The sequence below is a fragment of the Streptomyces noursei genome, assembly GCF_016917755.1.
GTDB classification, from domain to species: Bacteria; Actinomycetota; Actinomycetes; order Streptomycetales; family Streptomycetaceae; genus Streptomyces; species Streptomyces yunnanensis.
The window spans coordinates 1,163,057-1,186,011 of record NZ_CP070326.1; the positions used below are offsets into that span (position 1 = coordinate 1,163,057).

Genomic DNA, 22,955 nt, shown 5'->3' on the forward strand with positions numbered 1-22,955 from the left:
TGCCGGGCCCGCTGGTCTTACACGCGCTCCGCCGGTACTGCGCAGGCCCCCGCGATTGCGGCGGTGTCCCAGTAGAAAGGGCGGATTTCGACTATCTGCCCGTCCTTGACCTTGAGCGTCTGCAGGATGGGGAAGGTAACCTCCCGGCCGCTGGCACGCGCGCGAGCACGGACCTGGGTGAGTACCACCGTGGTCTCGCCGGTGACGAGGAACTCCTGCTCCTCCATGTCGAACGATTCCCACGCCCGGCTCATCGCGAGGAAGAACCTCTCCATGCCCGCATGCCCGCGCCAAGTGCCGCCATAGGGAAGAGCATCGGCCTGGTGCAGTACGACATCAGGAGCGAAGAACGAGGCCAGCAGATCGAACGGAGCTTCACCTGGACCTCCTGCTGCTAGTGTGATGCGCCAGAAATCTGGTGGGTTAGTTCTTCTCTGTTTTCTGGCTGCTGGTGCCAACCTTGGTGAGGTAGTCGGCGAGGGAGTTGAGGATCTCGTCGGCGGTCTTGGTCCAGGTGAAGGGTTTGGGGTCTTCGTTCCACTGCGCGACCCACGCCTTGATATCGCTCTCCAGGGCCTTGACGGAGGTGTGGACGCCGCGGCGGATGAGCTTGTCGGTCAGCAGGCCGAACCACCGCTCGACCTGGTTCATCCAGGAAGATCCGGTCGGGGTGAAGTGAACGTGGAATCGGGGGTGTTTGCTCAGCCAGGTCCTGATCTCGGCGGTGTTGTGGGTGGCGTAGTTGTCGCAGACGAGATGGACGTCGAGGCCGTCGGGCACGGCCTTGTCTATCGTGATCAGGAACTTCTTGAACTCGATGGCGCGGTGGCGGCGGTGGAGTTCGCCGATGACAGTACCGTCGGCGATGTTGAAGGCGGCGAACAGGCTGGTAATGCCGTGCCGGTAGTAGTCATGGGTGCGCCGCTCGGGCATGCCGGGCATCATCGGCAGCACTGGCTGCGAGCGGTCCAGCGCCTGTATCTGGGCCTTCTCGTCGACACACAGCACCACCGCCTTCTCGGGCGGATTGTGGTACAGGCCGACGACGTCGACGACCTTGGCGACGAACTGCGGGTCGGTGGAGAGCTTGAACGCGTCCTGGAGATGAGGCTTGAGGTCGAACCGCTTCCAGATTCGCCCGATGGTCGATTTGGACAAACCGGTGCGCTTAGCCATTGATGCGCGTGACCAGTGCGTGTCCTTGCCTGGCGTGGACTCCAAGGTGGCCACGATGACCTCCTCGACCTGGTCGAGGAGGACCGAGGGCGGCCGGCCCGAGCGGGGCTCGTCATGCAGACCGTCGAGGCGTTTCGCAATGAACCGTGCCCGCCAGCGGTCCACCGTCGACCTGTCGATGCCGAGGTCGGCCGCGGCCTGCTGGTTTGTCCCGCCCTCCGCGCAGCGCAGCACGATCTTGGCTCGCAACGCGAGGAACTGGGCGGTCTTGGCCCGGCGCGCCCACTGCATCAGCTGCCTGCGCTCCGCCTCGTCCAGGACCAGGTCGGCCTTCGGCCGGCCAATCCAGCCGGCGTCCTCAAGCCCATCCATCCGCTCTGCGGCGAAAGCCCGACGCCACTTGCCGACCGTCCTGGCCTGGACGCCAATGATCCGTGCGACACCTGCGTTTGACATGCCATCAGCACACGCCAGGATGATGCGGGCCTTCTCGGCCGAGCGACGGTCCGGCATTTCCGTCCGGCGCACCAACTCGGCGCGCTCGGCCTCGGACAGCGTGATCTCCACAGCAGAAGGACCCGGATGCGACATAGCAACAGGGTACTTACTAAGCCACTGAATTTCTGGCGCATCACACTAGATACTCCGCCTCGGCTGTGTACATGCCGGTGAGAACGGCAGCGGCGTCTACCGCAAGTGGATCAGTCATGCCGCCAGCATGACGGGCCCCGCCAGGGCGTGCTGGCGGCAATCAGACATCAACCTGTAGCCACAATCGTCACTTTCGCAACAGGCCCTAGTCGGGTGGCACGGCCGAGCCCACTCTCCAAGAACCTGACAACCCAAGGATCCACGGCCTTAGAAGTCAATGACACCGGAAACAAAGGCTCCAAGGGTCCGAAGAACCGGGAAAGAGATCTTGATGAAACTGCGCCGCGCCCTGTCGGTCTCGGCCGCGACGGCCGCCCTGCTCCCCACGGCGGTGGCCGCCGCGCCCGCCTCCCAGGCGGCCCCTGCCGCGGAGATCCCGACGTGCTACGACCTCGACACCGCCTACGGGCAGTACCACAACAACACCTTCGTGGGTCGCACGTTCGACATACCCAAGTCGATCACTCTCGGCACTCACTGGACGACCTACACCGCCACGCTCACCAACGCCTCGGCGAAGGAGCTGAAGTCGTTCGAACTCAGCGCCAGGCTGGGCAGTTACGTCTACAACGAGGGCGAGCGCGACCTGAGCCCGTACGGCGATCTGCAGTACTGGGACACCTCGCAGCGCGCCTGGAAGACGCTGCGCCAGGCAGGTGGAAACGCCGGCGGCACCATCCCCGGCCCGAAGACGCTGAAGCCCCGCGAGTCCGTCCACGTGCAGCTGCGGTTCAGGGTGAGTAAAGACCTGCCCCTGGACCAGACGTACGACGCGTTCACCGGACTCACCGGCACCTTCGTCGACCGCTACCGCGACACGGACTGCACGGCCCACGGCGACGCCGACGGCGGTTTCTACCCCCGCAAGGGCTGAACCTGCAGGGAGGGCTGCCGTCGTCGCGGCCCGACGGCGGCAGCCCCCTTCGGCCCATACCGAGCGACCCCAGGAGCTTCCCAGGCACGGGGACCCGGCAGCCACGTTGACCATGCCCTCGGGATTCAGGAGCAGTCACGTCAGGTTCCAGCCAGATCGGTCGGTGGTGGAGCGGGGTGGCCCGTAGCTCGTTCTCGGTGATCTGCTCAGCGGGGCGATGGAGCGGCGCCGATCGCGCCGGTGAGGCGAGGCGAGGTCGACGGTCTGTTGGGCGGTGTGTTCGGCGGTGGAGCCGATGCCGTAAGCGTTGCGACCGGCCCGCCGCTCGACGGTGTCGGTGTCCGCGGGCGGGGTGTGCGGCAGCCGCGGCACGGCTGGGGTGGTGGTGCCGGTCGGCGGGACACAGGCACCCTGGGCGGGTTCGTGGCGGTCGTTCAGTTGGGTGGTGTGCGGGTGGTGGCCCGCAGCAGCAGGGGTGGTGTCCCGACCAGCAGCAGGGCAGCGAGGGCGACGGAAGCGCTGGCCTGGAGCAGGAACAGGGGTCCGATGAGGTGGATGAAGCGGTACCCGTCGATGTAGAGCTGGGCGTGGATGTATCCGCCGGCAGCGAGGGTTGCGGCGGTCGCCGACCGCAGGGCGGGGGCGAGGAGTCTTCGGGCGTTCATGCCAGCCTCTGATCCTTGATGGCCAGTTCGCAGTCGCCTTGGCGGTAGCCGACGCTGCGGATGCCGAGTGCGTCTTTGAGCTGCCTGGCAGGGACGACCTGCGGGGTGGGGGCGGGGGCACGGCCCGGCCTGGGCAGGGGGTACGCGGTGGTGGTGGCGGAGTGGAAGGTGATGTTGCCGTCTGTCTTGGTGAACAGCTGGTGGACGTGTCCGTTGAGACAGGTGACGGAGGAGAAGCGGCGCAGGAGGGCGATGACCTTGAGGGCGTCGTCGGTGCTCCAGCCCCACTGCGGGTACATGGCGAACAGCGGGATGTGACTGAAGACCACAATGGGAGTGTCCGACGACAGTCCGGCGATGTCCTTGCGAACGAAGTCGATCTGTTCGTTGCCGAGGTGGCCGAGCTTCTCCAGGCTCAGGGTGTTGACCAGGGCGATGAAGTGCACGCCGTGGGTGTCGAAGCTGTACCAGCCGTCGCCCAGCGTGCCCCTGCCGAAGGTCCGCCGGTAGGCGCGGCCTGCATCGCCGATGGAGTCGTGCTCGCCCGGCACGGTGAAGATGCGGTCTGTCCTCATTCCGGCCATCAGCTGCTTGACCTGGTCGAACTGCCCGGCCGTGGACAGGTGGGTCAGATCGCCGCTGTGCATGACGAAGTCCGGTCTGAATCCGAGCGAGTTGACCTTGTTGATCGCTTCGCTGAATGAGCCGGCCACGTCCAGGTTCGCCGGGCCATGGAATCCGATATGGCTGTCGGAGACCTGGACGAACCGCAGCTCGCCGCTTCCGGCTGCCGAGGCCCCGGCGGCGGCCCCGACGTTGCTGTCCCGGGAGTCCGCGATGTGGCTGATCACCTCGCCGCTGGCCACGGTCAGCACCACGGCGCCGCCGAACCACCCCGCATGTCGCAGGAGTTGACGCCGATTCATGCCGTGTTCGGTTTCGGGCCGACCGGCGTCTCCGGCCGACGCCCCGTCGTGACTGTCGTAGTAGTGAGTCATCAGGCCACCTCCACAGTGGCGGTCATGAACGGATGGATGGTGCAGAGGTATGCGTAGGTGCCGGGCTTGGTGAACGTGTAGCTGTAGGTGGCGTGGGCGGCCAGGGCGGCCGAATGCAACGGGCCGCCCGATCCGGCACTGGTGACGGTGTGGGCGTCGGTGTCCTGATTGGTCCAGGTCACCGTCGTGCCCACCTTGACCTTCAGCGTGGCCGGGGAGAATGCGAAGTTCTTGATCGCCACGGCGTTCCCGGTCACCGGTACGGCCGGCGCGCCCGCGCCTGAGGGACTCGCGGGCATGCTCATGCCGGGCATCGGCGAGGTTCTGGAAGCGGAGCCCGCCGCGTTCCCCTGCCCCGTGGCTCCGGGCATGCCTGCCGTCCGGTGCTGCCCCGGACCGGGTGTGATGGCGCCGGCTCCGGTGGACGAAGAATGCGACGACTGGCCACATGAACTGAGAAGCCCCAGCGCGCCGGCAGTGGCGATGGTGGCAACGGCCAGCCCGGCCGCAGTCCGTGATCGACGGCCTGCTGTGCGAAAGTTCAGGTACATGGTGTCCGTTCCTCACTGATCAGACGGAGACGGGGACTGTGCCGGCCGGGCGCGCACGACCGCAGGGGTGAGCGTGGCCGGCGCCAGGAGCGAGTGCGTCGCGTGGTGTTTTTCGGTCACCTCTGCTCCAACCCTTGTCGCATGGGGAGTCGATGAGGAATTGCGCGTAAGTCGGCTCTTGTCCGGCACCACGGACGGCGGGGTTCCCACGGTTCGATGGATATGCACTTTTTGTGCGACCTCTTGATGTCGCAGCGACTCAGCCGGCCTCCCCCGGGAGCCGCGCGCGCTCGGTCCCGGTCGCACCGCAAGGCCCGACAGGGACGTATCGCCCGCGGCGCTCACGGAGCGCCATCGGCACCATGCCGTGCGTTACACGACAAAGCGGCACATGTGCGCAATGATCGACTTATGCCCTGGAGTCCCCGAAAACGTGGCCCAAGGACCGATCCGGATCGCTCCGCGCACCGTGTCTCTGGTAAAGGGGCCCTTTCGACCGCAGATGAGGAACTGCTGCGCACTCTGTACGCGGAGCACGCGGGGGCCCTGTTCCATTACGTGCTGCGACTGACCTCAGGAGATCGGCAATGGGCGGAGGATGTGGTGCAGGAGACGATGCTGCGAGCTTGGCAGCATCCCGCCGCGTTCGACCCCGCACGCGGCCCGGCCCGGGCATGGCTGTGCACGGTCGCCCGGCACCTGGTCATCGACGCCCACCGGGCCAGGCAGGCCAGGCCGGTCGAGGCCGGCGGCGAGGTGCTGGAGCGAGCCGTCGAGCAGAAACCCGGCGAGGACGAGATCGAGCAGGCACTGCAGAGCTGGGCGGTTGCCGACGCGGTCCGGTCGCTATCCCCGGACCACCGCGCCGTGCTGCTGGAGACCTACTACCGCGGCCGGACCATGGTGGAGGCCGCGCAGGTGTTGGGTATCCCGCTGGGCACCGTGAAGTCGCGGACGTACTACGCCCTGCACGCCCTGCGGCTGGCGCTGCAGGAACGCGGGATCGAGCCATGACCGCGGCGGGCAGGAGGTGGCGACCATGAGTGCGGAGCACGACGCCCTCCGGTTGGCGCTGGGGGGATACGTCCTGAACACGCTGCCCCCGGCGGAAAGGGAACAGGTACGCGCCCACCTCGCGGAATGCGCCGAATGCCGGGCCGAGCACACCCGGCTGGCGGGATTGTCCGCGCTGCTGGCGACGGTGACCGAAGCCGAAGCCTCGGGCCAGACGGCGCCGACGGCCGACGGCGACCTGGCCGACCGGCTGGTGGCACGGGCAGCCGAAGACGCGCAGGGCTCCCTGGCCGAACGACCCGCCGCGCCCCCGGTGTCGCAGGCGCCGGAGAGGGGTGTGCTGGAGAGACTGCTCCAGCAGGCCGCGTCCCAGCGCCGCAGGACCTGGCGTCTGCAACTGGCCGGCGCTGCCGCCTCGCTGACGCTCATCGCGGCAGCGGCCGGCGGCACATGGCTGGCGGCTGTCGGATCCGTGGGCAGTCAGGCGAGACCGCCTGGGCCGACCGCGCCGGCTACCTGGCGTACCTTCTCCGGAAGCGATCCCACCACCGGCGTCTCCGCCTCGGTGAAGGTCGTGCCCTCTGCCTGGGGCAGTATCGTGCAGGTCTCCGCCAGGGGGGCACCCGCCGGAATCACCTGCCGGCTGCAGGCGATCGGGCCCGGCGGAACCAGGACGGACGTCGCTAGCTGGCGGGCAGGCACCTACCCTCCCGGCACCACGATCCCAGGAGCGGTTGCCATGTCCCCGGACGCCATCGAACACTTCGAGATCCACGCGGGCAACGGTCAGAAACTGGTCACCATCCGGGCGTGACGCAACCACCGGTGTCGAGTGTGAGCGCACGGCGGCACAAGAGGCCAGGGACGTCGCCACCGACGAGTCGTACCACGGACGGAGAGGGTGCCGGCCGGTCGGCCAGCAGCGAGCCGCCGCAAGGCGGTGGGCCAGGCCGGAGGAGCGGTGGGCCAGGCTGGAGGAGTGCGCTGAGGACGCCCAGCCGACGGCCGTAGAGAAAGCTTGCGCTCGTGACATCGGCCGCACAGGCACGCCCGTGATCACTGTCATCGACCGATGCCGCCACGCCGCACGGCTCGGGGATCGACGAGATCGACCGACCAGGGCACCCGGCGGATGAGCGCGCCGACGGTCTCCGGGCCCTGATCACCCTCCCCCGGCTCCAACGAATCGCCCCAGTCCTCAGCCGACTTGATGCGTGAGTGTGCCGACGGCGCGTGCACTCCCGGTCCAGCGGGCCACGGCCTAAGAACTCCTAACAGAAGTGGTTGATCATGTGACTGCTGGCCTATTTGCTCGTTGGTCTGGTCGTGGGGAAGCGTCAGTCGCGGCCGTGGATCGTGTCGGATGAACTATGGGCGTTGGTCGAGCCGTTGCTGCCCAAGCCGGGGCCGAAGCTGGTTGAGGGGCGGCCGAGGGTGCCGGACCGGCAGGCGTTGTGCGGGGTCCTGTTCGTGCTGCACACCGGCATCCAGTGGGAGTACCTGCCGCAGGAGCTGGGCTTCGGTTCGGGCATGACCTGCTGGCGGCGGCTGGCCGCCTGGAATGCCGCCGGGGTGTGGGACCAGCTGCATGTGCTGCTGTTGAAGAAGCTGCGGTCGGCGAAGAAGCTGGACTGGTCCCGGGCGGTGATCGACTCTTCCCATGTGCGGGCAGCCCGTAGGGGCCCAAAAGCGGTCCCAGTCCGGTCGATCGCGCACGGCCGGGCAGCAAGCACCACGTCGTCACCGACGCTCGGGGCATCCCACTCGCGGTGTCGCTGACCGGCGGCAACCGCAACGACGTCACCCAGCTCCTGCCTCTGCTCGACAAGATCCCCCCTGTCGCCGGGGATGTCGGCCGGCCCCGGCACCGGCCCGACGCACTGCTCGCCGACCGCGGCTACGACCACGACAAGTACCGGCGTCTGCTGTGGCAGCGCGGCATCCGTCCCGTGATCGCGCGGCGAGGCGAGCCACACGGCTCCGGCCTGGGCGTCTTCCGGTATGTCGTCGAACGGACGATCGCCTGGCTGCACGGCTTCCGTCGCCTGCGCATCCGATGGGAGCGACGGGACGACATCCATGAATCCTTCCTCGGGCTCGCTACATGTCTCATCACCTACAGACACGTCCAACGCCTTTGTTAGGACCTCTAAGTCCGTGCAGCCCGGGATCAGGACCTCTGGCGGAGACGGGTGGGTCCAGTCAGGCCGCTGGCATTGACATGACTCGCAAGAAGTCGAATAAAAGGGGCGAATACCTCGAACCGTGCGGCATGCGTCGCCCGTGGAACTCAGTGAGCGCGGCCATCCAGGACCCCGCCTACCGACCGCCCCCGAAGTTGTTGGCAGTCTCCCCCGTTCCGGCCTCCGCACATCCACAGAAGAGCCAGAAGACCATGTTTGTGACCGATTCCCCCAGCCCGAGTTCGCTGCTCGGCCGGCCCTGCCGCCACCAGGCGCTGCTCACCCTGCCTGCGCAGGAGGCGCACGTCTCCGCCGCTCGTCACTTCACGGCCGACCTGCTGGAGACCTGGAGCGTGCCCGTAAGCGAGCGGGACTCCGCCGTTCTCATCGTCGACGAACTCGCCGCCAACGCCGCGCAGTACGGCCGCGAACACATGACCCTGCTGCTCGTCCTCGACCACGGCACTCTGCACATCGTCGTCACTGACTCCGGGTCGACCGTGGAACACCAGCGCCCCGTCATCGCCCCCGACGAACACGGCCGCGGCACCGGCATCGTCCAGTACCTCGCCCAGTCGACCGAGGTCCACCAGACACGCAGCGGCCGCGAAGTCCGCGCCTGCCTGAGGTGCTCGCCATGACCGGGCCGGACGTCGCACGAGCTGCGCCCCCCTGCCGGGGCCTGCACTGCCGCACAGCGACGGGCCACCGGGGGCGGATCCGGTCCCGGATCACCCGACGACCCGCCGGGTGGGCCTTCGCGACCCACAAGCCGTGCCCCATCGACGGCCGCCCGAGCCCGGCCCAGGCGCCCACGCACTGCACGACACACCCATCGGCCCTTGGTCAAGGCGAACCCGACCACAACCACCACCACGGCACGGTGCCGCGCCAACGCTGCGGCGCCATCCCCTACGTACCGGCGGAGGTGCGAGCGTGAACGCCATCCCGAACAGCGGCGAGGCCATCGGCGCCCCGCCCCCGCACGAGGCGTACGCGAATGCGCCGAACCTGCGCCGCGAGATGCGCCAGGTGCTCGCTCTCGGGGCCGAACGCGACGGCCGCCAAGCCAGGCCAGTCAACGGCCCTCCGGTCGATGCGGCAGCCGCCGAACGCGCCTGGCGGCTGCGCCAGGCCGCCCTCATGGACCGGATGGCTCTGGACGACCCCCGCCCCGGGCCGGTCGCGGCCGCCGCAGAAACCGCCGAACAACTCGTCCTGCACGACCGCAGCCATCCCGACCTGGTGGCCGGCCCGCACCACCCCGAAGCCATCACGCTCGCCCCCAGTCGCCGCCTCTACGTCCGCCAGGAGTACGCCGCCTGGACGGCCGCAGGGCGCCCCGGGAACTGAATCGACCCCGACCCGACAGGAAGAAGGAGACATGTCCCGCAACGACATCGACACCCGGCACGCCCCCGCAGCAGCCGGCCGACTCCACTCGCCTCGCCTTCCACATCCGACAGCCACACGTGAACATCCCACCAGTCGGCGACAGGAACGGTCACACCAGGGCAAGCCGACGGACGCACCGTGGCCGAACGCGAAAACCCATCAGCTGCTCCAGGTGCCTGGACATGGTTGCCCCCAGAGGCAGCGGCTGGGCCTCCGCCGGACCCCAACGGCCCCGCACACTCCGCGGGCCGGGCAGTCGGCGCAGGTGGCCATACAGGTCACAGGCATCGAACTGGCGCTCCCCGTAGGCCCGTTGCCGGCCGAGTGCGGCCAGGGCGCGGAGGGGGAACTCTTCGCCGTACCGGCGGACAGGCAACCACACTGGACGCGCCCGCCCGGAGAGCCATGGGGGCGGCCATGGGGCGGCAGGGCACGTTGTGCCGCAGCCGCTCCCCCTCCCACCTCTGCCGCGCAGAAACAAGCGGCACGGATCACCGAAGCAGACATGAAGGCCGACGCGTTCGAAGGGGCGGTGTGACGATGTTCCACAATGCGCTGGAGCCCTGGCACCTGCTGATCCTGGTCGCGGTGGTGGTTTTGATCTTCGGCTCGAAGAAACTCCCCGAGACCGCACGGGCGTTGGGCAAGTCCATGCGGATCCTCAAGAGCGAGACCAAGGCCATGAAGGACGACGGCGCCTCGAACGAACCACGCCCTGAGCCCGGGCCCGCACAGGGACCGGGACCAGGACCGGGATCGGGACCGCGGACGATCCCGGGCACTCCCGGAGACACCCCCGCCGAGCCCACCCAGCCCACCGCCCCCACCCAGCCCACGGAAGGCACGACCGGCCACTGGGACTGAGTGTGGTGCCGACCTGAACCAACTGGCCCCTGAACGCGCTACCAGCCGCAACCAGCGCCGTGGCCAGCTCGCACCCCACCGGCTGACGGAGACGGTCAAGTAACGACGCAGGACCGGTAGTTTCCGGTCTGCCGCGAGAGATGAGGACTGGCGTGTCCCAGTCGGCCCGCAACAAGCAGCAGAATCCCGAGGGGCGGATGCCGCTCGCGGAGCACCTCCGTGAGCTCCGCAACCGGCTCGCCAAGGCCGTCCTTGCCATCCTGGTCGTCACCATCGCCGCGGCCTTCTCCTACAAGGGCATCGTGAACTTCTTCACCAGGCCGGTGCTGGACTCGGTCGGCTGCCCGACGTCCTTCGCCGATCTGGCCAAGCAGACCACGGACACCGCCTGCGCGCGGATCACGATCAACGGTCTGCTCGCGCCCTTCACCCTGACACTGAAGGTGTCCCTGATGGCTGGCGTCGTACTGGCCTCGCCGGTATGGCTGTTCCAGCTGTGGGCGTTCGTTGCCCCTGGCCTGCACAAGCACGAGCGGAAGTACGCCTACGCGTTCGTCGGCGCGGGCGTCCCCCTGTTCTTCGGCGGCGCCTTCTTCGCCTACAAAGTGCTGCCCACGACCGCAAGGGTGTTGATCGACTTCACGCCGCACGGGGTGGACAACCTGCTGCCGCTGGACGAACTGCTCGACCTCGTCACCCGCATGGTGGTCGTCTTCGGGCTCTCCTTCGAGATGCCGCTGCTGCTGGTGATGCTGAACCTCACCGGAGTGCTGTCCGGCCGGCGGATGCTCGGCTGGTGGCGCGGCATGATCATGGGGATCACCGCCTTCTCGGCTGTGACGACGCCGAGCACGGACCCGCTGACCATGCTGGCGCTGGCCGCGCCGATCTGGGTGCTCTATTTCGCCGCCGTTGTCTTTTCACTTCTCAATGACCGGCGCAAGGCCCGAAGAGAGGCAGCGGGACCGGGCGACGACGAGATCTGCGACCTCGACCTCACGCCGCAGCACATCGGCGAAGTGGAACCGGTGTCCGCCGGCCAGGCCCCGCCCGCGCAGCCAGACGCCGACGACGACCACGCCGACGCCGACCACGCCGACGCCGAGACGACGTGACCTGAGGGGGCGTCAGCAGGTTCGGGAACCGGCGCGGTGGCCTGAGGGCTCCGTTTCCAACCCCCGCCCGACAACATCCGCTTCTCGCGCCCACGGCTTTACCGACATCGTCCACCGGCCGGCATGCGCTGCCACCCTGTGCACACTCCCGGACAGGCGGACACGAGTAGATGGAGCGGCAGTTCCACTCCACGAGCGCGCCGCCGAGGCCATACCGATGAACGTGCCAGCGATGCCAGCGACCATGTCCACAAAGGGGCATTCCTCTGGATCACGGGGCGGACCAGAGGAAGATGCCGGCGATGTGCAGTGCGGCGAGACAGGTGGTCGCGGTCTTCTCGTAGCGGGTGTCACGGGCACCCGGCGGATCCGGCGCCCGTAGCCCCGGCAGCCGTTGTTGACGCGGACCAACCGGCCACGGAGACCGACGAGAATCCGCCGATACCGCGCTCGGCGGCCGGTTCGACCGTGATCGGCTCCTTCACGTACAGCGCCGGCGGACTGACGATCAAGGACCCCGCGGGCTGCTTCCTCACTCATGCCGTCAGCGGCAAGGGACTGAAGATCAACTCCCAGCGGGCCGGCGTCGACTGCGCGGGCCCGATGGCTCTTGCCGCCAAGTTCTGCAACACCCGCATCGAGTTCCACTACGCGGACACGAACAACAAGACCTACCGCGTCGACAAGGGCCCGCTCAACGGTTCATGCACAACCGGTACCGTGCCCATGCTGAGCAAGGGAGCCAAAACGGTCAAGGCGGGCAAGACCTGCGCCCAGCTGTGGGTCAACGGGCAGCGCAAGGCCGTTCAGTGCCACTACATCACCAAATAGCAATCGGATGAGAGATGAGCACGGGTATGAGCCGTAGCCGGCGGAACTGGTGGACGGAGATCGCAATCGGCGGTGGTGTGACCGTTGCCGTCTTCATCGCGCTGTCCGCGATTGTCTCGGCTGCCACTGGTTCGAAACACGCGACGACGAGCGATGACACCGGGTGGCTTCTCGTTGTTCCCGCCGTCGCGGCGGGCGTGTGGACCGCAGCTCGCTATCGACGTCGTTGAACCTTTCGTTTTCCGCCCCAATTCCCGGGCGTCTACGTTGAGCGGGCCGGAGCCCATGAGGTGCTCGTCGGCAGGTAGGGCAACGGCCCTCGCCGCCTCACTGGCGCCCATGGTCGAGGTGACTTGCAGGCCGGCGTCGACGAGGGGCAGGGGAGGAACCTGCGGTGTCATGGCAAAGCCCCGGGCTGCCGAGGAAAACCGTTGGGCTGCCCGATTTGCTTCATGCATGATCGACTCGTGGACACCTATCTGGAGACCGAGCGCCTGGCCCTGCGCCGCTTCACTGCCGATGACGCGGACCTGCTGATCGAGTTGGACAGCGACCCGGCGGTGATGCGCTACCTCACCGGCGGCACTCCGACCGCCCCGGAGTTCGTCCGCGAGCGCGTCCTGCCGAAGATCCTCGCCGGCTACGAGACGTGGGGTGGCGACCTCGGACTGTTCGCCGCGCACGAGAAGGACGGCGGCGCGTTCATCGGCTGGTTCATCCTGCGTCCCGAGCCGGAAGGCCCGCTGGACGAGGTCGAACTCGGCTACCGGCTGCGGCAGGCGGCTTGGGGCAGGGGGTACGCCACCGAGGGCTCGCGGGCCTTGCTGGGCAAGGCGTTCACGGAGCTCGGTGTGCGCATGGTCTGGGCCGAGACGATGTCCGTGAACCACGGTTCGCGCAACATCATGGAGAAGCTCGACATGACGCTCGCGGAGACCATCCCTGTTCCCTCCGACATGGAGATGGTCGAGGGCTCCGAGCACGGCGGCGTACGGTACGAGATCACCAAGGAGCAGTGGGAGCAGCAGTAGCCACGATGCGGGCGGCCGTTCCGCATCCACGCTCACAGGAACCGGTAGGTGGACAGCAGAAGCCGTACCCGGTTGAACCCGAGGCCCGCCACGGACTGTTGGCTACCGTCAACGACGCCCGTTATGAGTTGGTGCGTGTCCGCGCACTCAGTTGCCCCGCCGCACCCGGGCCGCCTTGCGGGCCTCGGCGAGTTTGCGGGCCTCGCTTGCCTTACGGGACTTGCCGCCGGTGCCACGGGAAGCGTCCTTGCTGCTGCCCAGGCCGCGGAAGGGGGTGTTGGTGTTCTTGGGTCGGGGTGCGACGGACCCGCCGTCGAGCGGGGTGCCGGAGGGAGCCTTGGCCCCGGTGATCCGGCTCAGCTCCGCCTCGCCCGAGCGCACCTTGGTGATCGTCGGCTCGATGCCGGCCTCGGCCATCAACCGGCTCATCTCCCGGCGCTGGCCCGAGAGCACCAGCGTGACGACACTGCCGGACTCTCCCGCCCGGGCAGTGCGGCCCGCACGGTGCACATAGTCCTTGGGGTCGGTGGGCGGGTCGACGTTCACCACGAGATCGAGGTCGTCGACGTGCAGACCACGGGCCGCGACATTGGTCGCCACCAGGACGGTGACCTGGCCGTTCTTGAACTGTGCAAGGGTCCGTGTGCGTTGCGGCTGGGACTTGCCGCTGTGCAGGGCCGCGGCGTGCACCCCACTGGCCCGTAGATGCCGGGTGAGCTGGTCGACGGCGTGCTTGGTGTCCAGGAACAGCAGTACGCGGCCGTCGCGGGCGGCGATCTCCGTGGTGACGGCGTACCGGTCGGGGCCGTGGACGACCAGCACATGGTGGTCCATCGTCGTGACCGCGCCCGCGGACGGGTCGACCGAGTGGACGACCGGGTCGTGGAGGTAGCGGCGAACCAACTGGTCGACGTCGCGGTCCAGGGTGGCCGAGAACAGCATCCGCTGGCCGTCATGGTGCACCTGGTCGAGCACCTCGGTGACTTGCGGCAGGAAGCCCATGTCACACATCTGGTCGGCCTCGTCGAGGACGGTGATCCGTACCCGTCCCAGGCGGCAGGCCCTGCGCTCGATGAGGTCGTGCAGACGGCCAGGCGTGGCGACAACGACTTCGGCCCCGTCGCGCAGCGCAGCGACCTGCCGGCCGATCGACATGCCGCCGACGACCGTGGCCATCCTCAGCCGGAGCGCGTCGGCATACGGCGCGAGCGCATCGGTTACTTGTTGGGCCAGCTCCCGGGTGGGCACCAGGATCAGGGCGAGGGGCTGCTTCGGCTCCGCGCGCCGTCCGGCCGTCCGCGCGAGCAGCGGCAGGCCGAAGGCGAGCGTCTTGCCCGATCCCGTGCGCCCGCGCCCCAGGACGTCGCGTCCCGCGAGGGCGTTGGGCAGCGTGGCTGCCTGGATCGGGAAGGGCTCGCGCACGCCGCGCTCGGTGAGGGTTCGCAGTACCTCGGCCGGAAGTTCCATGTCGGCGAAGGCGACCGGGGACACCGTCGAGGCGAGGGGCACTGGCCGGGCGAGGTCACCGTGCGAGGTGCCGAGGCGGTCCGGGTGGTTCATGAAGAGCCTTCCGCATGGGGAACGTACCGAGGAAGGCCCGGCAGGAACAGGAATGAGCAGCGACGAACAGGACGAACAAGGGGAATCGCACGGACGGAGTCGCCAGCCGTCACGGCCATCCGAACGTTTGAGGCTAACACAAAGTGACATTTCAACGGGATCTGGTATTGGCTGCGCACCAGGCAGGCTGCCATGGCGGGATCTGCGTGCGGGTTTCGGTTCGTGGGAGATCGTTTACGGGCGACAAGACGCTGGTCAGCGGGCGGCACGCGGGACAAGCCCCCCGGCAGCACCGACCCGACGAGGGACTCGGACGCTCTCGGGGCGGCTTGACTTGCAAGATCCATCTCATCGGTGAGGGTGGCCGCCCCGTCGGCTTCGACAAGAGGATCTACAAACTCAAGAACTCAGGGCCGAGGCGGAGCGGAGCGGGCTCCGCTCGTGGTCCGCGACTGGCTAAGCGGTCTTGAGCAAGTCTTCTGTGGTTGGTGTCAGTGCTGTTGCCCGTCGGGTCATTGCCTGGTCGACGGCGGTGTGTAGTGCGGTGGTGCTGGTGTAGGCACGGACGGGCATGTCCTGGTACTTCACTGAGCGCCATATGCGCTCGATGAGGTTCAGCTCCGGCGATCGCGGTGGGAGGTAGAACAGGTGGACGCCGATGGCCTCCAGTTCTTCACGCCGTCCCTTGAAGAGTCTGGCGTGGTGGATCTGGGCGTTGTCCATGACGATCGTGCACGGTCTGACCCGCCGCCAACCAGGCGGCGGGTCAGTGAGACTGTCCGTTCCTTTGGGCAGGCGTGCGATGTGCGTGCAGACGAAGTCGAGAACCATCGAAGCGTCAATTTTGTGGTCGACGGCCCTCCACACCAGTTCGGGGCCTGGCCCGCTCTCGCTCAGTGCTCCCAGGACGTTGACCCGCCGGTTCTTGGTGTCCTCCCGCTTGACGACAGCGCGGACACCGGTGCGGGCCCAGGTGAAACCGGTGGGCAGGGTCGGAGAGAACCCGGACTCGTCCAGGTAGTACAGATCCTCGGTACCGGCTTCGGCCCTCAGCCGTACAGCCGTAGGCCCTCCAGCCGCTCCCACGCGGCGGCCTGGAGGGCCGGGCCGGCCTTGTGCCGCAGACTGTCGCGGGTACGTTTCCAGCGGAAACCGTCCCGGTGCAGCAGCACCGACAGCCAGGAAGAATCGACATTTACCCCACGCTCTCGGCGCAGCCACTCCGCCAAAGCGGGCAGCGTCCACGTGGTCCCCTCAGCCGCCGCGGTATCCAGCATCGCCTCCAGCGCGTCCAGGTCCTCGCGCGTCCACCGTGGCGGCCGACCCGACCGGGGCGCGTCGGCCAGGGCCTCGAAACTTCCGTCAAGGAACCGGCGCAGAGCTTTGCGCACGGTGACCACATGCCGGTCGACAATGGACGCGATCTCGGGAGCGTTGCGGCCCTGGGCCGACAGCCGCACGCATTCCAACCGCACCCGCTCATTCACCGGCAAGTCCCGAGCCCTCAACCGCCGCCCCAACTCCGCCTCATCCTCCGACGAGAGCTCCACCCACAACGGTCCTGCCATTCCAAACCCCCCTCCTGGTATGGCACATACCCAAACAGCACCACACTTCACCAAGACCGCTTAGTCGTCCGAGCCGGTAGCCGACGGCGGTACCTCGACGACGAAGAACAGGAAGCAGGTCTTGGTCGAAAGATCCTGGAAGCCGTCGGGAAACAGTTCACGGGCGCCAGGGTCGGGCTGGGGCTCGCTGATGGTGGAAAGGCGGAAGCCGGCGGCGGTGAAGGCTTCGGTCATCGCGTGCAGTGACTTGCGCCAGAACTTCATCGGGACGGTCTGCCCGTTGAACATCCAGTCGAAGGTATAGCTGGTGGTCGCGAAGTAGTCGGGCCGAGGATCCTGGATCGTGTAGGCCACGAAAGGGTGGTCCACCGAAGCGATCAACCGGCCGCCGGGCCTGAGCACCCGCCGCAACTCGGTCAGCGTCGGTCCCCAGTCCTCCAGGTAGTGCAGCACCAGCGAGGCGACCACGTCGTCGAACGTACCGTCGCCGAACGGCAGAGGGTCACTCAGGTCGGCCAGGTGCAGGGCCACGTCGTCACCCAGTCGCCGCCTCGCCAGCGCCAGCATCCTGGCGCTGGCATCGATGCCGGTGACGACCGCACCGCGGTCGCGCAGTGCAGCGGTCAGGGGGCCGGAGCCGCAACCGGCGTCCAGGATCCGACGACCGGCAACGTCTCCGGCGAGGGCTAACATCGCGGGCCGCTCGTAGTACGCGTTCACCAGGCTGTTCTCGTTCTCCGCCGAGTACGCCTCGGCGAAGCTGTCGTAGTCGTTCACCCGGTCCCGACCTGCGGACTGGGCGGAGCCGGCGGTCACATCGGTTACGTCCGCTACGTGTTCCATCGTCGCAGCCTAGTAGTGACACGATCCGCCGGACAGGCTCAGTCCTCGAAGACCCGCTTCAGCTTTTCGAGTGCCGACATGATCGCGCTTGCGCTTGTTGAGTCCCATGCGGGCCTTGACCGCCTGGACGACCTCCTTCCCAACGCCCGCAACGCCGCGAACGGTGCACGTCTCGGCGGCCACGACCGTTCCGCCGATGACGGCGGCCTTGCCAGCGGCGGCCATGGGCAGGAAGAGGACGATGAGGACGCCCAGGTAGATCAGGCCACAGACGACGAGGAGGGCGACGCCGATCTTGAACCTGAGCGGCCTCTTGCGGGGAGTGGTGTTCGGCGCCACAGAAATGGTTTAGACATCTAAACCATGCGGCCAAGGTCGAGGCAGCTCCCGGCATGGGCTCGGGCCCGACGGCAAAGGCGAAGGTGCCCGTTCGGGGCCAGGGTGTCGACGTTGCGTCGACGCCCCGTACGCCATCGGGCGGCATCCCCGCCTCACCGGTGGTGGCCGCATCTGCATTGACAGCGGCGGCCAGGGTGTTCATGGCCAAGCGCTACCGGAACAACAAGCGCGTGGTCGGTGCCGACCTGCGCAACGAGGTCCGCCGCGACACCTGACCGACATCCTGGTGAAGAACGACACCGACTTCGCCCAGTGGCCGCTGGTGGGCTGGAGCGACGACAAGGGCACACCGAACGACAACTGGGCGTTGATCTCCTACGACGCGTCCGGGAAGAAGCTCGGCGTCCAGGACGACGGCGACTGGCGGGCCGCCGACTGGAACAAGCTGGTCAACGCCCCAGCCAAGAGCGGCCGCATCGCCCCGGTCACCCACTGGAACATCGTCGACATCGACCACGGAGACTGGAATCTCTCCCGCACCATGCTCGCCAAGGCGGACTGGAGCCCGGGCAACTCCAAGGGCAACTGCCCTGACACCGAGCGTCTGATCGGGCTCAGCCGCAGCTACGGCCGCGGCCTGTGCACCGACGTGGCCGAGCCGCTCAAGGCAGCGGGCGCGTGGGAGATGGTCAACGACGAGCGCTACGTCAAGCAGGGCGACTGGGCCAGCGGTTACAACAAGCTCCAGTGCCCGGTCAACAGCTTCGCGGTCGGTTACAGCATGAACGGCCCCGCCATGGTCTCCCTGCTCTGCGCACTCTCCGCCACCCCGCTGCCCACCACGGGCCGCAGTGTGTGGTTCGACAAGGGCGACAACCGTCCCGCCACCGGCGGCGCCAAGGGCAGTGACTGGGCCGAGAACGACTACAAGGGTCAGTGCGCCGACAACGAGTACGTCGCCGGCGTCGCCATGACCTGGAAGTCGCTGCAGCTCGGCCGACCCGACGCCCTGCTGTGCCGCCGCCTCACCTGATCCGCCCCGTACCGGCTGGCCAGGAGCATCCCGGCATGCCTCGACTGGAGGCCGCCGCCCCGGAGGGGGCCGGAAGGCGCTCGGCACCGTGTGGTCGTCAGTTGCCCGGCGGGCTGGGCGACGCGCTGATCTGCCTGGCGTAGGTCTGGGTGTACTTCGGGATCAGCGCCTCGATCCTTTTGACGTAGTTCTGCGTCTCGGGGATGTGCGGGATGCCCTGGGCCTTGCGCACCGCGCCGGGGCCCGCGTTGTACGCGGCGAGAGCGAGCTGGGTGGGGTCTCCGGGGATGCCCTTGATCTGCTTGAACAGGTGGCACATGTAGGCACCCTGGGCCGGGATGGCGTCGGCCGGGTTCCACACGTCGGCCTTGCCGTCGCCGGTGTAGTCCCTGCCCCACTCGGCCCAGGTCGACGGATGGAACTGCGCGATGCCCTGAGCCTGGCCGGAATCCGCCCGCGGATCCCAGTGGCTCTCCGCGTCGAGTTGCGCGGCGAGCATCGGAACGCTCAGTTCCGGGCAGGTCTTGGTGGCGGACTGAACGGTCGCCAGGTACTGAGGGGGAATGCTGGGCAGTGTGGGCGGCCGGGTCAGCCACCAGACGACCCCGAGGGCGACGAGTATGAGTACGGCTCCGAGGGCCAGCGCCGCCCGCCCCCTTCGGCGACCGGGGCGCCCGGCCCCCCTCCCCGCCGGAGCGGCGCGGTACACCGTGGCGGGCGACGGCACTTCCCAAGAGGGATGCGCGGGCTGCTGATCTTGTCTCCATGCCCGGCCGCTGTCCGTCGCTCCGGCTTGCTGTTCTTGCATGTGCCCAGTCCGTCCGGTCGGTTCATCCGGAATTGATGTGTCGATGACGGGTGGGACGCTGTGGACTCCACAATAGTTGCATGATCACGCAATCGAGCGACCGCCTGTGGGGATTGCCACACGAGGGAACCGACCGCAGCGCACGACGTGGCCGTTGCCCCCGACGCGGGCTCGGGCCGACCCGTCGCCGCCTCGGGGGCAGCGGGCTCGTCCGTTGCCCCCGAGACGGCAGTTCGTCCGGGTCACTCGTGGCCGGCGGCTCCCTGAGGATGTTTGGCGATGTTCAGGTGTTTCGCGTGCCAGCCGTTCTCGTCCTCCGTGGGGACGTAGGTCACACGCAGCCCTTCGACGACGAAGGTTCCGTCCTCGATGGCGCGACCGTCCACCCTGATCTCGCGGCCGTCGTCCCCGTCGATGTACCCCACCCCCCGTACCTGGTTGTACCACCGGACGACACCGCTGACCCTGTCGGCCATCAGCCCACCTCCCACTTTCCCAATTGCGCAAGTAATTGACTGTTGCTGGGGTTCCTTCCCCGCCTGACTCCGTGCGGATCCTGGTCCGGCGTATCAAGTTCGCTACATCTGCCCGCCGTTGCCCGGCAGCTCGGCCTCAACCGCCCCGATGACGTCCAGGAGCACCCCAGGCAGCGGGGTGCTGTGCTGAGTACGCGTACTCATGTACGTCGGTACGGCAGCTGCCAGGCTCCGCATATGAAGAGTGGTAGAGGGGCGCTGACCGCCCTGCATCTCTTACTGGTCTGGGCGGCGATGGCGGCCGTGTTGCCGGCGCTCGGCTTCGGGCTGGTGCTCAGGGCCTGGGGTGGTGGGACCGCTGCGACGGTGCCGCTCTTCGTGTTGGGTGTGCCGCTGGTGGTGGGCCTGTTGGCCACGGCGGGCATACCGATGAGGACCGTGGTGCCGCTGTGCAGCTCCGTGCCGCGGCGGCTGGGCTGGGCGACGCTGGTCTTCGTCCTCGGTACGCTCGGCGTCCTGGCGGGTCTGGCCGCCTACGACGGGGGCGTTGACCTGGGGAGCGCCCCCACCCGGATCGCGCTGACCGGGGTGCCGTACGCCGTGGCCGCCGCGTTCTTCGTGCCCGGCCGGTGGGTGCGGCTGGCGGCACTGGCCGTGCTGGCGGCCGCAGTGGCCTACGGAGGCTTCGTCGGCCCGGCACAGGCACGACAGCGCCAGCACGAGGCGGAGGTCGCGCGGTACCGGGAGCATCCTGAGCTGCTGTACCTGGGCGCTGCGCCGCCGGGCATGCAGGTGTCCCGTGCCGAGGCCGGACCCGCCTCCTTCAGCGTCGACTACCGCCCCGTCCGGGAGGGATACGAGTCCGGGTACGTGGGACTCACGGTGCGCTCGGCGCTCACGCCGCCACCCCGATGCCCCGAGCCCGCGGAGAAGGGTGAGACCTGCACCGTAGACACGCACGGCGAGATGCTCACGGTCCGCGAGTTCCCCGGCGGCACCCGCGCCGTCACCCTCATCCGCCGCCACGGGAGCACGGAGGCCGAGGTCAGCAGCCAGACCCTCGACGAAGCCGGGCTGCGCCGCGTCCTGAACACGCTGCATCCCCTGTCGGACACGGAGCTGGAGGCGTTGATGCGGGAAAAGAAGATCGATCGCAGGATCTGAGCCGTGTTCGCCCGGGGCCTGTGGCACCGGATACTGCGCGCTCGACCATCGGTGGGAAGCGTCTGACGCTGACGACACCTTCGGCCGCACGCACCCGTCTCCACCTCGGGTCGGCTCCCAACACCGGTGCCACAGAGCCGGGCGGCAGCGGTGCTCCTCCGATAGCTCCGATCACTCCGACAACTCCGGCTGCTTTCCGGCCAGTTGCCGTCAGGTGGCAGTCCTGATCAGTCCCCGAGGCACCCCTCGAAGCTCCCCGCCACCCGCCAGACACCACATGGGTGCTGTGACGGCGCAGGTACGGCGGAGCGGCCCGATACCCTGCCGGGCGTGACCACTTCGTACGAGAGTTCCGACGATGCCAGGGTTGCGATAGCCGCAGCATGTGCCGGCGCGGACGTGGTCCGCAACATGTACGGCCAGCGGCTCTCCCGCATCGACAAGGGTGCCGGGGATTTCGCCACCGACGCCGATGTGGCGGCCGAGGCGGCGATCCTCGGAGTCTTCCGTGCTGCGCGGCCCGAGGACGCGGTGCTCGGCGAGGAGGGCGGGCAGCAGGGATCGGCTACGGCTGCCCGCCAGTGGTTGGTGGATCCCTTGTGCGGCACGCTGAACTACGCCGTCGGCGACATGCTGGTGGCGCTGTGTGCCGGGCCGCCGGCTGCGTGGTCACCGGGATCGACGGCGGCCCGATCGGCCGGACAGGCCGCGGACTTGTCGTGGCCGCCGGCGCCGGGGCCCACCAGTTGCTGATGTCGTTGGTCCGCAGATGGTGCTGAGCCCGATGTCCGGAAGACAGCGCCTGGACCGTCGGCATACTTGCCCGGCAAGTGAACCAGGGGCACGCTGTGGCAATCGCCGCCGGAAGGACAGCCGTTGACCGCGTCAGCGCAGCTTGGTACATCCGCTTCTGCCCGTTCGGGTCGTGAAGTTGTCTGGCGGTCGGGCGCAACCGGCCTGACGATCAGCCGTCGTGTGCCGGGGCGAAAGCAGTCCCGAAGCGGTGGCGGGGCCTGGATCCTACTGCGGGGCTTCGGCTTCGATGTGGTCGAGTGGGACCGTGCAAAGGAGGTAGGGGATCCGCTTCTCGCACTTGTCGCAGGAGTGGGCCGTCCATGAGCAGGTGTTGCCGTTGCCGTGGTAGGCGCGGAGGTTCTGTGGGACTTTTGCGGTGCCGTGCACGTACACCATCTCGCTCATGTACAGCCTGTTGATCGGCTTTCCCTTCCTGTTCCGGTCGGCAAGTGTGCGCAGGAGTTTGATGGCCGCGCACGGCTGGCCGATGACTTTGTCGCACTGCTGGCCTTCTCGGAGCGCCTCGCAGATGGGCGTCAGGTCTGCTTTTTCACCCATGAGCGTCGTCCAACCCCTGTCGGGGCTCTCCGGCACCTGGGAATTCACGATCTCCCATTTTCCGGGGTGGTACGGGATGCCGTCCAGGTGCTTTGTTTCGATCCACGGCACGAGCCCCTGGCGCCCGCTGGAGGAGATGAGGAAGTATTGCTCTCCCGCGACCTGCGCCTCCAGCGCACCCATCATGAAGTAGGCTTGTTCGGGGTTCTTCTCGATCAGGTCCTTGTCCTGTTGCAGGTTGTATGCCACCTGCGCGAGTACCTGCCGGAGTCTTTCGCTGTCGGTGAGTTCCTTCAGGCCGTGGACGAAGGGGCCGCTTTTCGTGTTCCGGCCGTGCCTGCATCGGGGGCAGCGGTCCGAACTCCTGCCACCGTGATAGAGGTTGACGTCCTGCCCTGCCGTAAGGAGCCCCGTTGCCGTCATGCGGTCGCCCTCCCCGAATAGCGCACATGCTGAACGGGCG

General features: G+C 68.0%; 26 protein-coding genes and 2 pseudogenes. 14 read left to right on the forward strand and 14 right to left on the reverse strand.

The annotated features are described in order from the left end of the window. Positions 1 to 17 precede the first annotated feature (17 nt). Both JNO44_RS05200 and JNO44_RS05205 read right to left on the reverse strand, forming a co-directional pair. The gene (locus JNO44_RS05200; RefSeq protein ID WP_205361812.1) at positions 18 to 458 is read right to left on the reverse strand and encodes a nuclear transport factor 2 family protein; all 441 of its coding nucleotides are present in this window, start codon (positions 456 to 458) and stop codon (positions 18 to 20) included. Further along, positions 424 to 1,767, reverse strand: coding sequence for an IS630 family transposase (locus tag JNO44_RS05205; protein ID WP_240167428.1), 1,344 nt, complete (start codon positions 1,765 to 1,767; stop codon positions 424 to 426). Before JNO44_RS05205 ends, JNO44_RS05200 begins: the two co-directional genes overlap by 35 nt. 331 nt (positions 1,768 to 2,098) lie before the next feature. Between JNO44_RS05205 and JNO44_RS05210 the strand changes: the two genes are divergently transcribed. Continuing rightward, positions 2,099 to 2,701, forward strand: coding sequence for a hypothetical protein (locus JNO44_RS05210; RefSeq protein ID WP_205361814.1), 603 nt, complete (start codon positions 2,099 to 2,101; stop codon positions 2,699 to 2,701). Between the two features lie 135 nt (positions 2,702 to 2,836). Here JNO44_RS05210 and JNO44_RS05215 read toward each other — a convergent pair whose 3' ends face one another. The 4 genes from JNO44_RS05215 to JNO44_RS05230 all read right to left on the reverse strand — a co-directional run bounded on the left by JNO44_RS05215 (position 2,837) and on the right by JNO44_RS05230 (position 4,669). Beyond that, a complete protein-coding gene (locus JNO44_RS05215) occupies positions 2,837 to 3,073 on the reverse strand; it encodes a hypothetical protein (RefSeq protein WP_205361816.1) in 237 nt (78 codons plus the stop codon). A gap of 62 nt (positions 3,074 to 3,135) precedes the next feature. Then, positions 3,136 to 3,366 carry a hypothetical protein gene (locus tag JNO44_RS05220; RefSeq protein WP_240167429.1) on the reverse strand — a complete coding sequence of 77 codons (231 nt, stop codon included), beginning with the start codon at positions 3,364 to 3,366 and terminating at the stop codon, positions 3,136 to 3,138. Beyond that, entirely contained in the window at positions 3,363 to 4,364 is a 1,002-nt protein-coding gene (locus JNO44_RS05225) for a metallophosphoesterase family protein (RefSeq protein WP_205361818.1), read from the reverse strand. The genes JNO44_RS05220 and JNO44_RS05225 overlap by 4 nt, the downstream gene beginning before the upstream one ends. Beyond that, complete coding sequence (locus tag JNO44_RS05230; protein ID WP_205361820.1) at positions 4,364 to 4,669, reverse strand: plastocyanin/azurin family copper-binding protein; 306 nt, start codon at positions 4,667 to 4,669, stop codon at positions 4,364 to 4,366. Before JNO44_RS05230 ends, JNO44_RS05225 begins: the two co-directional genes overlap by 1 nt. Before the next feature lie 657 nt (positions 4,670 to 5,326). On the opposite strand from JNO44_RS05230, the gene JNO44_RS05235 reads away from it, so the two are divergent. The 9 genes from JNO44_RS05235 to JNO44_RS05275 all read left to right on the forward strand — a co-directional run bounded on the left by JNO44_RS05235 (position 5,327) and on the right by JNO44_RS05275 (position 13,348). After that, entirely contained in the window at positions 5,327 to 5,929 is a 603-nt protein-coding gene (locus tag JNO44_RS05235; RefSeq protein WP_205361822.1) for a sigma-70 family RNA polymerase sigma factor, read from the forward strand. A 25-nt stretch (positions 5,930 to 5,954) separates the two neighbouring features. Next, a complete protein-coding gene (locus JNO44_RS05240) occupies positions 5,955 to 6,743 on the forward strand; it encodes a zf-HC2 domain-containing protein (RefSeq protein WP_205361824.1) in 789 nt (262 codons plus the stop codon). 512 nt (positions 6,744 to 7,255) lie between these two features. Further along, positions 7,256 to 8,073, forward strand: a protein-coding gene (locus tag JNO44_RS05245; protein ID WP_420882617.1) for an IS5 family transposase whose coding sequence is annotated in 2 segments (ribosomal slippage) — positions 7,256 to 7,607 and positions 7,607 to 8,073 — 819 coding nt in all. Because the reading frame shifts where the segments join, the coding sequence is not laid out codon by codon here. A 257-nt stretch (positions 8,074 to 8,330) separates the two neighbouring features. After that, the gene (locus tag JNO44_RS05250) at positions 8,331 to 8,753 is read left to right on the forward strand and encodes an ATP-binding protein (protein WP_235092339.1); all 423 of its coding nucleotides are present in this window, start codon (positions 8,331 to 8,333) and stop codon (positions 8,751 to 8,753) included. A 295-nt stretch (positions 8,754 to 9,048) separates the two neighbouring features. Further along, entirely contained in the window at positions 9,049 to 9,465 is a 417-nt protein-coding gene (locus tag JNO44_RS05255; RefSeq protein WP_205369397.1) for a hypothetical protein, read from the forward strand. A 582-nt stretch (positions 9,466 to 10,047) separates the two neighbouring features. Further along, entirely contained in the window at positions 10,048 to 10,371 is a 324-nt protein-coding gene (gene tatA, locus JNO44_RS05260; protein WP_205361826.1) for a Sec-independent protein translocase subunit TatA, read from the forward strand. Between the two features lie 152 nt (positions 10,372 to 10,523). Beyond that, on the forward strand, positions 10,524 to 11,486 hold the full coding sequence (tatC, locus tag JNO44_RS05265; RefSeq protein ID WP_205361828.1) for a twin-arginine translocase subunit TatC: 963 nt from the start codon (positions 10,524 to 10,526) through the stop codon (positions 11,484 to 11,486). Between the two features lie 468 nt (positions 11,487 to 11,954). Then, positions 11,955 to 12,317: a hypothetical protein gene (locus tag JNO44_RS05270; RefSeq protein ID WP_205361829.1), complete on the forward strand. Its 363-nt coding sequence runs from the start codon at positions 11,955 to 11,957 to the stop codon at positions 12,315 to 12,317. A gap of 467 nt (positions 12,318 to 12,784) precedes the next feature. After that, positions 12,785 to 13,348: a GNAT family N-acetyltransferase gene (locus JNO44_RS05275; protein WP_205369398.1), complete on the forward strand. Its 564-nt coding sequence runs from the start codon at positions 12,785 to 12,787 to the stop codon at positions 13,346 to 13,348. Between the two features lie 147 nt (positions 13,349 to 13,495). Here JNO44_RS05275 and JNO44_RS05280 read toward each other — a convergent pair whose 3' ends face one another. Then, positions 13,496 to 14,908, reverse strand: a complete 1,413-nt coding sequence (locus JNO44_RS05280) for a DEAD/DEAH box helicase (RefSeq protein ID WP_205361831.1) — start codon at positions 14,906 to 14,908, stop codon at positions 13,496 to 13,498. A 187-nt stretch (positions 14,909 to 15,095) separates the two neighbouring features. Here JNO44_RS05280 and JNO44_RS45050 point away from each other — a divergent pair. Continuing rightward, positions 15,096 to 15,282 (forward strand): annotated as a pseudogene (locus tag JNO44_RS45050) (hypothetical protein); the annotation flags it as partial. An 82-nt stretch (positions 15,283 to 15,364) separates the two neighbouring features. On the opposite strand, the gene JNO44_RS05290 reads toward JNO44_RS45050, so the two are convergent. The 4 genes from JNO44_RS05290 to JNO44_RS05305 are packed head-to-tail and all read right to left on the reverse strand — an operon-like array spanning position 15,365 to position 17,658. After that, complete coding sequence (locus tag JNO44_RS05290; RefSeq protein WP_205360203.1) at positions 15,365 to 15,994, reverse strand: transposase; 630 nt, start codon at positions 15,992 to 15,994, stop codon at positions 15,365 to 15,367. Then, positions 15,958 to 16,476, reverse strand: a complete 519-nt coding sequence (locus tag JNO44_RS05295) for a helix-turn-helix domain-containing protein (RefSeq protein WP_205360206.1) — start codon at positions 16,474 to 16,476, stop codon at positions 15,958 to 15,960. Before JNO44_RS05295 ends, JNO44_RS05290 begins: the two co-directional genes overlap by 37 nt. 60 nt (positions 16,477 to 16,536) lie before the next feature. Next, a complete protein-coding gene (locus tag JNO44_RS05300; RefSeq protein ID WP_240167430.1) occupies positions 16,537 to 17,319 on the reverse strand; it encodes a class I SAM-dependent methyltransferase in 783 nt (260 codons plus the stop codon). Positions 17,320 to 17,328: 9 nt separating this feature from the next. Further along, positions 17,329 to 17,658 (reverse strand): transporter suffix domain-containing protein, encoded by a 330-nt coding sequence (locus JNO44_RS05305; RefSeq protein ID WP_205361832.1) that lies wholly within the window; start codon positions 17,656 to 17,658, stop codon positions 17,329 to 17,331. Between the two features lie 286 nt (positions 17,659 to 17,944). Between JNO44_RS05305 and JNO44_RS05310 the strand changes: the two genes are divergently transcribed. Further along, a complete protein-coding gene (locus tag JNO44_RS05310) occupies positions 17,945 to 18,691 on the forward strand; it encodes a hypothetical protein (protein WP_205361833.1) in 747 nt (248 codons plus the stop codon). A gap of 97 nt (positions 18,692 to 18,788) precedes the next feature. Here JNO44_RS05310 and JNO44_RS05315 read toward each other — a convergent pair whose 3' ends face one another. Further along, a complete protein-coding gene (locus JNO44_RS05315; protein ID WP_240167431.1) occupies positions 18,789 to 19,418 on the reverse strand; it encodes a lytic transglycosylase domain-containing protein in 630 nt (209 codons plus the stop codon). 323 nt (positions 19,419 to 19,741) lie between these two features. Then, positions 19,742 to 19,975 carry a S1 domain-containing protein gene (locus JNO44_RS05320; protein WP_205361835.1) on the reverse strand — a complete coding sequence of 78 codons (234 nt, stop codon included), beginning with the start codon at positions 19,973 to 19,975 and terminating at the stop codon, positions 19,742 to 19,744. A 237-nt stretch (positions 19,976 to 20,212) separates the two neighbouring features. Here JNO44_RS05320 and JNO44_RS05325 point away from each other — a divergent pair, with 237 nt between their 5' ends. Next, on the forward strand, positions 20,213 to 21,139 hold the full coding sequence (locus JNO44_RS05325) for a hypothetical protein (protein WP_205361837.1): 927 nt from the start codon (positions 20,213 to 20,215) through the stop codon (positions 21,137 to 21,139). A gap of 330 nt (positions 21,140 to 21,469) precedes the next feature. Then, positions 21,470 to 21,784: pseudogene (locus JNO44_RS05330) on the forward strand (inositol monophosphatase family protein); the annotation flags it as partial. A gap of 375 nt (positions 21,785 to 22,159) precedes the next feature. Here the strand turns inward: JNO44_RS05330 and JNO44_RS05335 are convergent. Continuing rightward, complete coding sequence (locus JNO44_RS05335; RefSeq protein WP_205361839.1) at positions 22,160 to 22,915, reverse strand: hypothetical protein; 756 nt, start codon at positions 22,913 to 22,915, stop codon at positions 22,160 to 22,162. Positions 22,916 to 22,955 lie beyond the last annotated feature (40 nt).

Excerpts from the sequence above, each read along its gene's own strand:
- JNO44_RS05205 (WP_240167428.1), bottom strand. The coding sequence starts at position 1,767 with ATGTCGCATCCGGGTCCTTCTGCTGTGGAGATCACGCTGTCCGAGGCC.
- JNO44_RS05210 (WP_205361814.1), top strand. The coding sequence starts at position 2,099 with ATGAAACTGCGCCGCGCCCTGTCGGTCTCGGCCGCGACGGCCGCCCTG.
- JNO44_RS05220 (WP_240167429.1), bottom strand. The coding sequence starts at position 3,366 with ATGAACGCCCGAAGACTCCTCGCCCCCGCCCTGCGGTCGGCGACCGCC.
- JNO44_RS05225 (WP_205361818.1), bottom strand. The coding sequence starts at position 4,364 with ATGACTCACTACTACGACAGTCACGACGGGGCGTCGGCCGGAGACGCC.
- JNO44_RS05230 (WP_205361820.1), bottom strand. The coding sequence starts at position 4,669 with ATGAGCATGCCCGCGAGTCCCTCAGGCGCGGGCGCGCCGGCCGTACCG.
- JNO44_RS05235 (WP_205361822.1), top strand. The coding sequence starts at position 5,327 with ATGCCCTGGAGTCCCCGAAAACGTGGCCCAAGGACCGATCCGGATCGC.
- JNO44_RS05240 (WP_205361824.1), top strand. The coding sequence starts at position 5,955 with ATGAGTGCGGAGCACGACGCCCTCCGGTTGGCGCTGGGGGGATACGTC.
- tatA (WP_205361826.1), top strand. The coding sequence starts at position 10,048 with ATGTTCCACAATGCGCTGGAGCCCTGGCACCTGCTGATCCTGGTCGCG.
- JNO44_RS05280 (WP_205361831.1), bottom strand. The coding sequence starts at position 14,908 with ATGAACCACCCGGACCGCCTCGGCACCTCGCACGGTGACCTCGCCCGG.
- JNO44_RS05295 (WP_205360206.1), bottom strand. The coding sequence starts at position 16,476 with ATGGCAGGACCGTTGTGGGTGGAGCTCTCGTCGGAGGATGAGGCGGAG.
- JNO44_RS05300 (WP_240167430.1), bottom strand. The coding sequence starts at position 17,319 with ATGGAACACGTAGCGGACGTAACCGATGTGACCGCCGGCTCCGCCCAG.
- JNO44_RS05320 (WP_205361835.1), bottom strand. The coding sequence starts at position 19,975 with ATGGCCGACAGGGTCAGCGGTGTCGTCCGGTGGTACAACCAGGTACGG.
- JNO44_RS05325 (WP_205361837.1), top strand. The coding sequence starts at position 20,213 with ATGAAGAGTGGTAGAGGGGCGCTGACCGCCCTGCATCTCTTACTGGTC.
- JNO44_RS05335 (WP_205361839.1), bottom strand. The coding sequence starts at position 22,915 with ATGACGGCAACGGGGCTCCTTACGGCAGGGCAGGACGTCAACCTCTAT.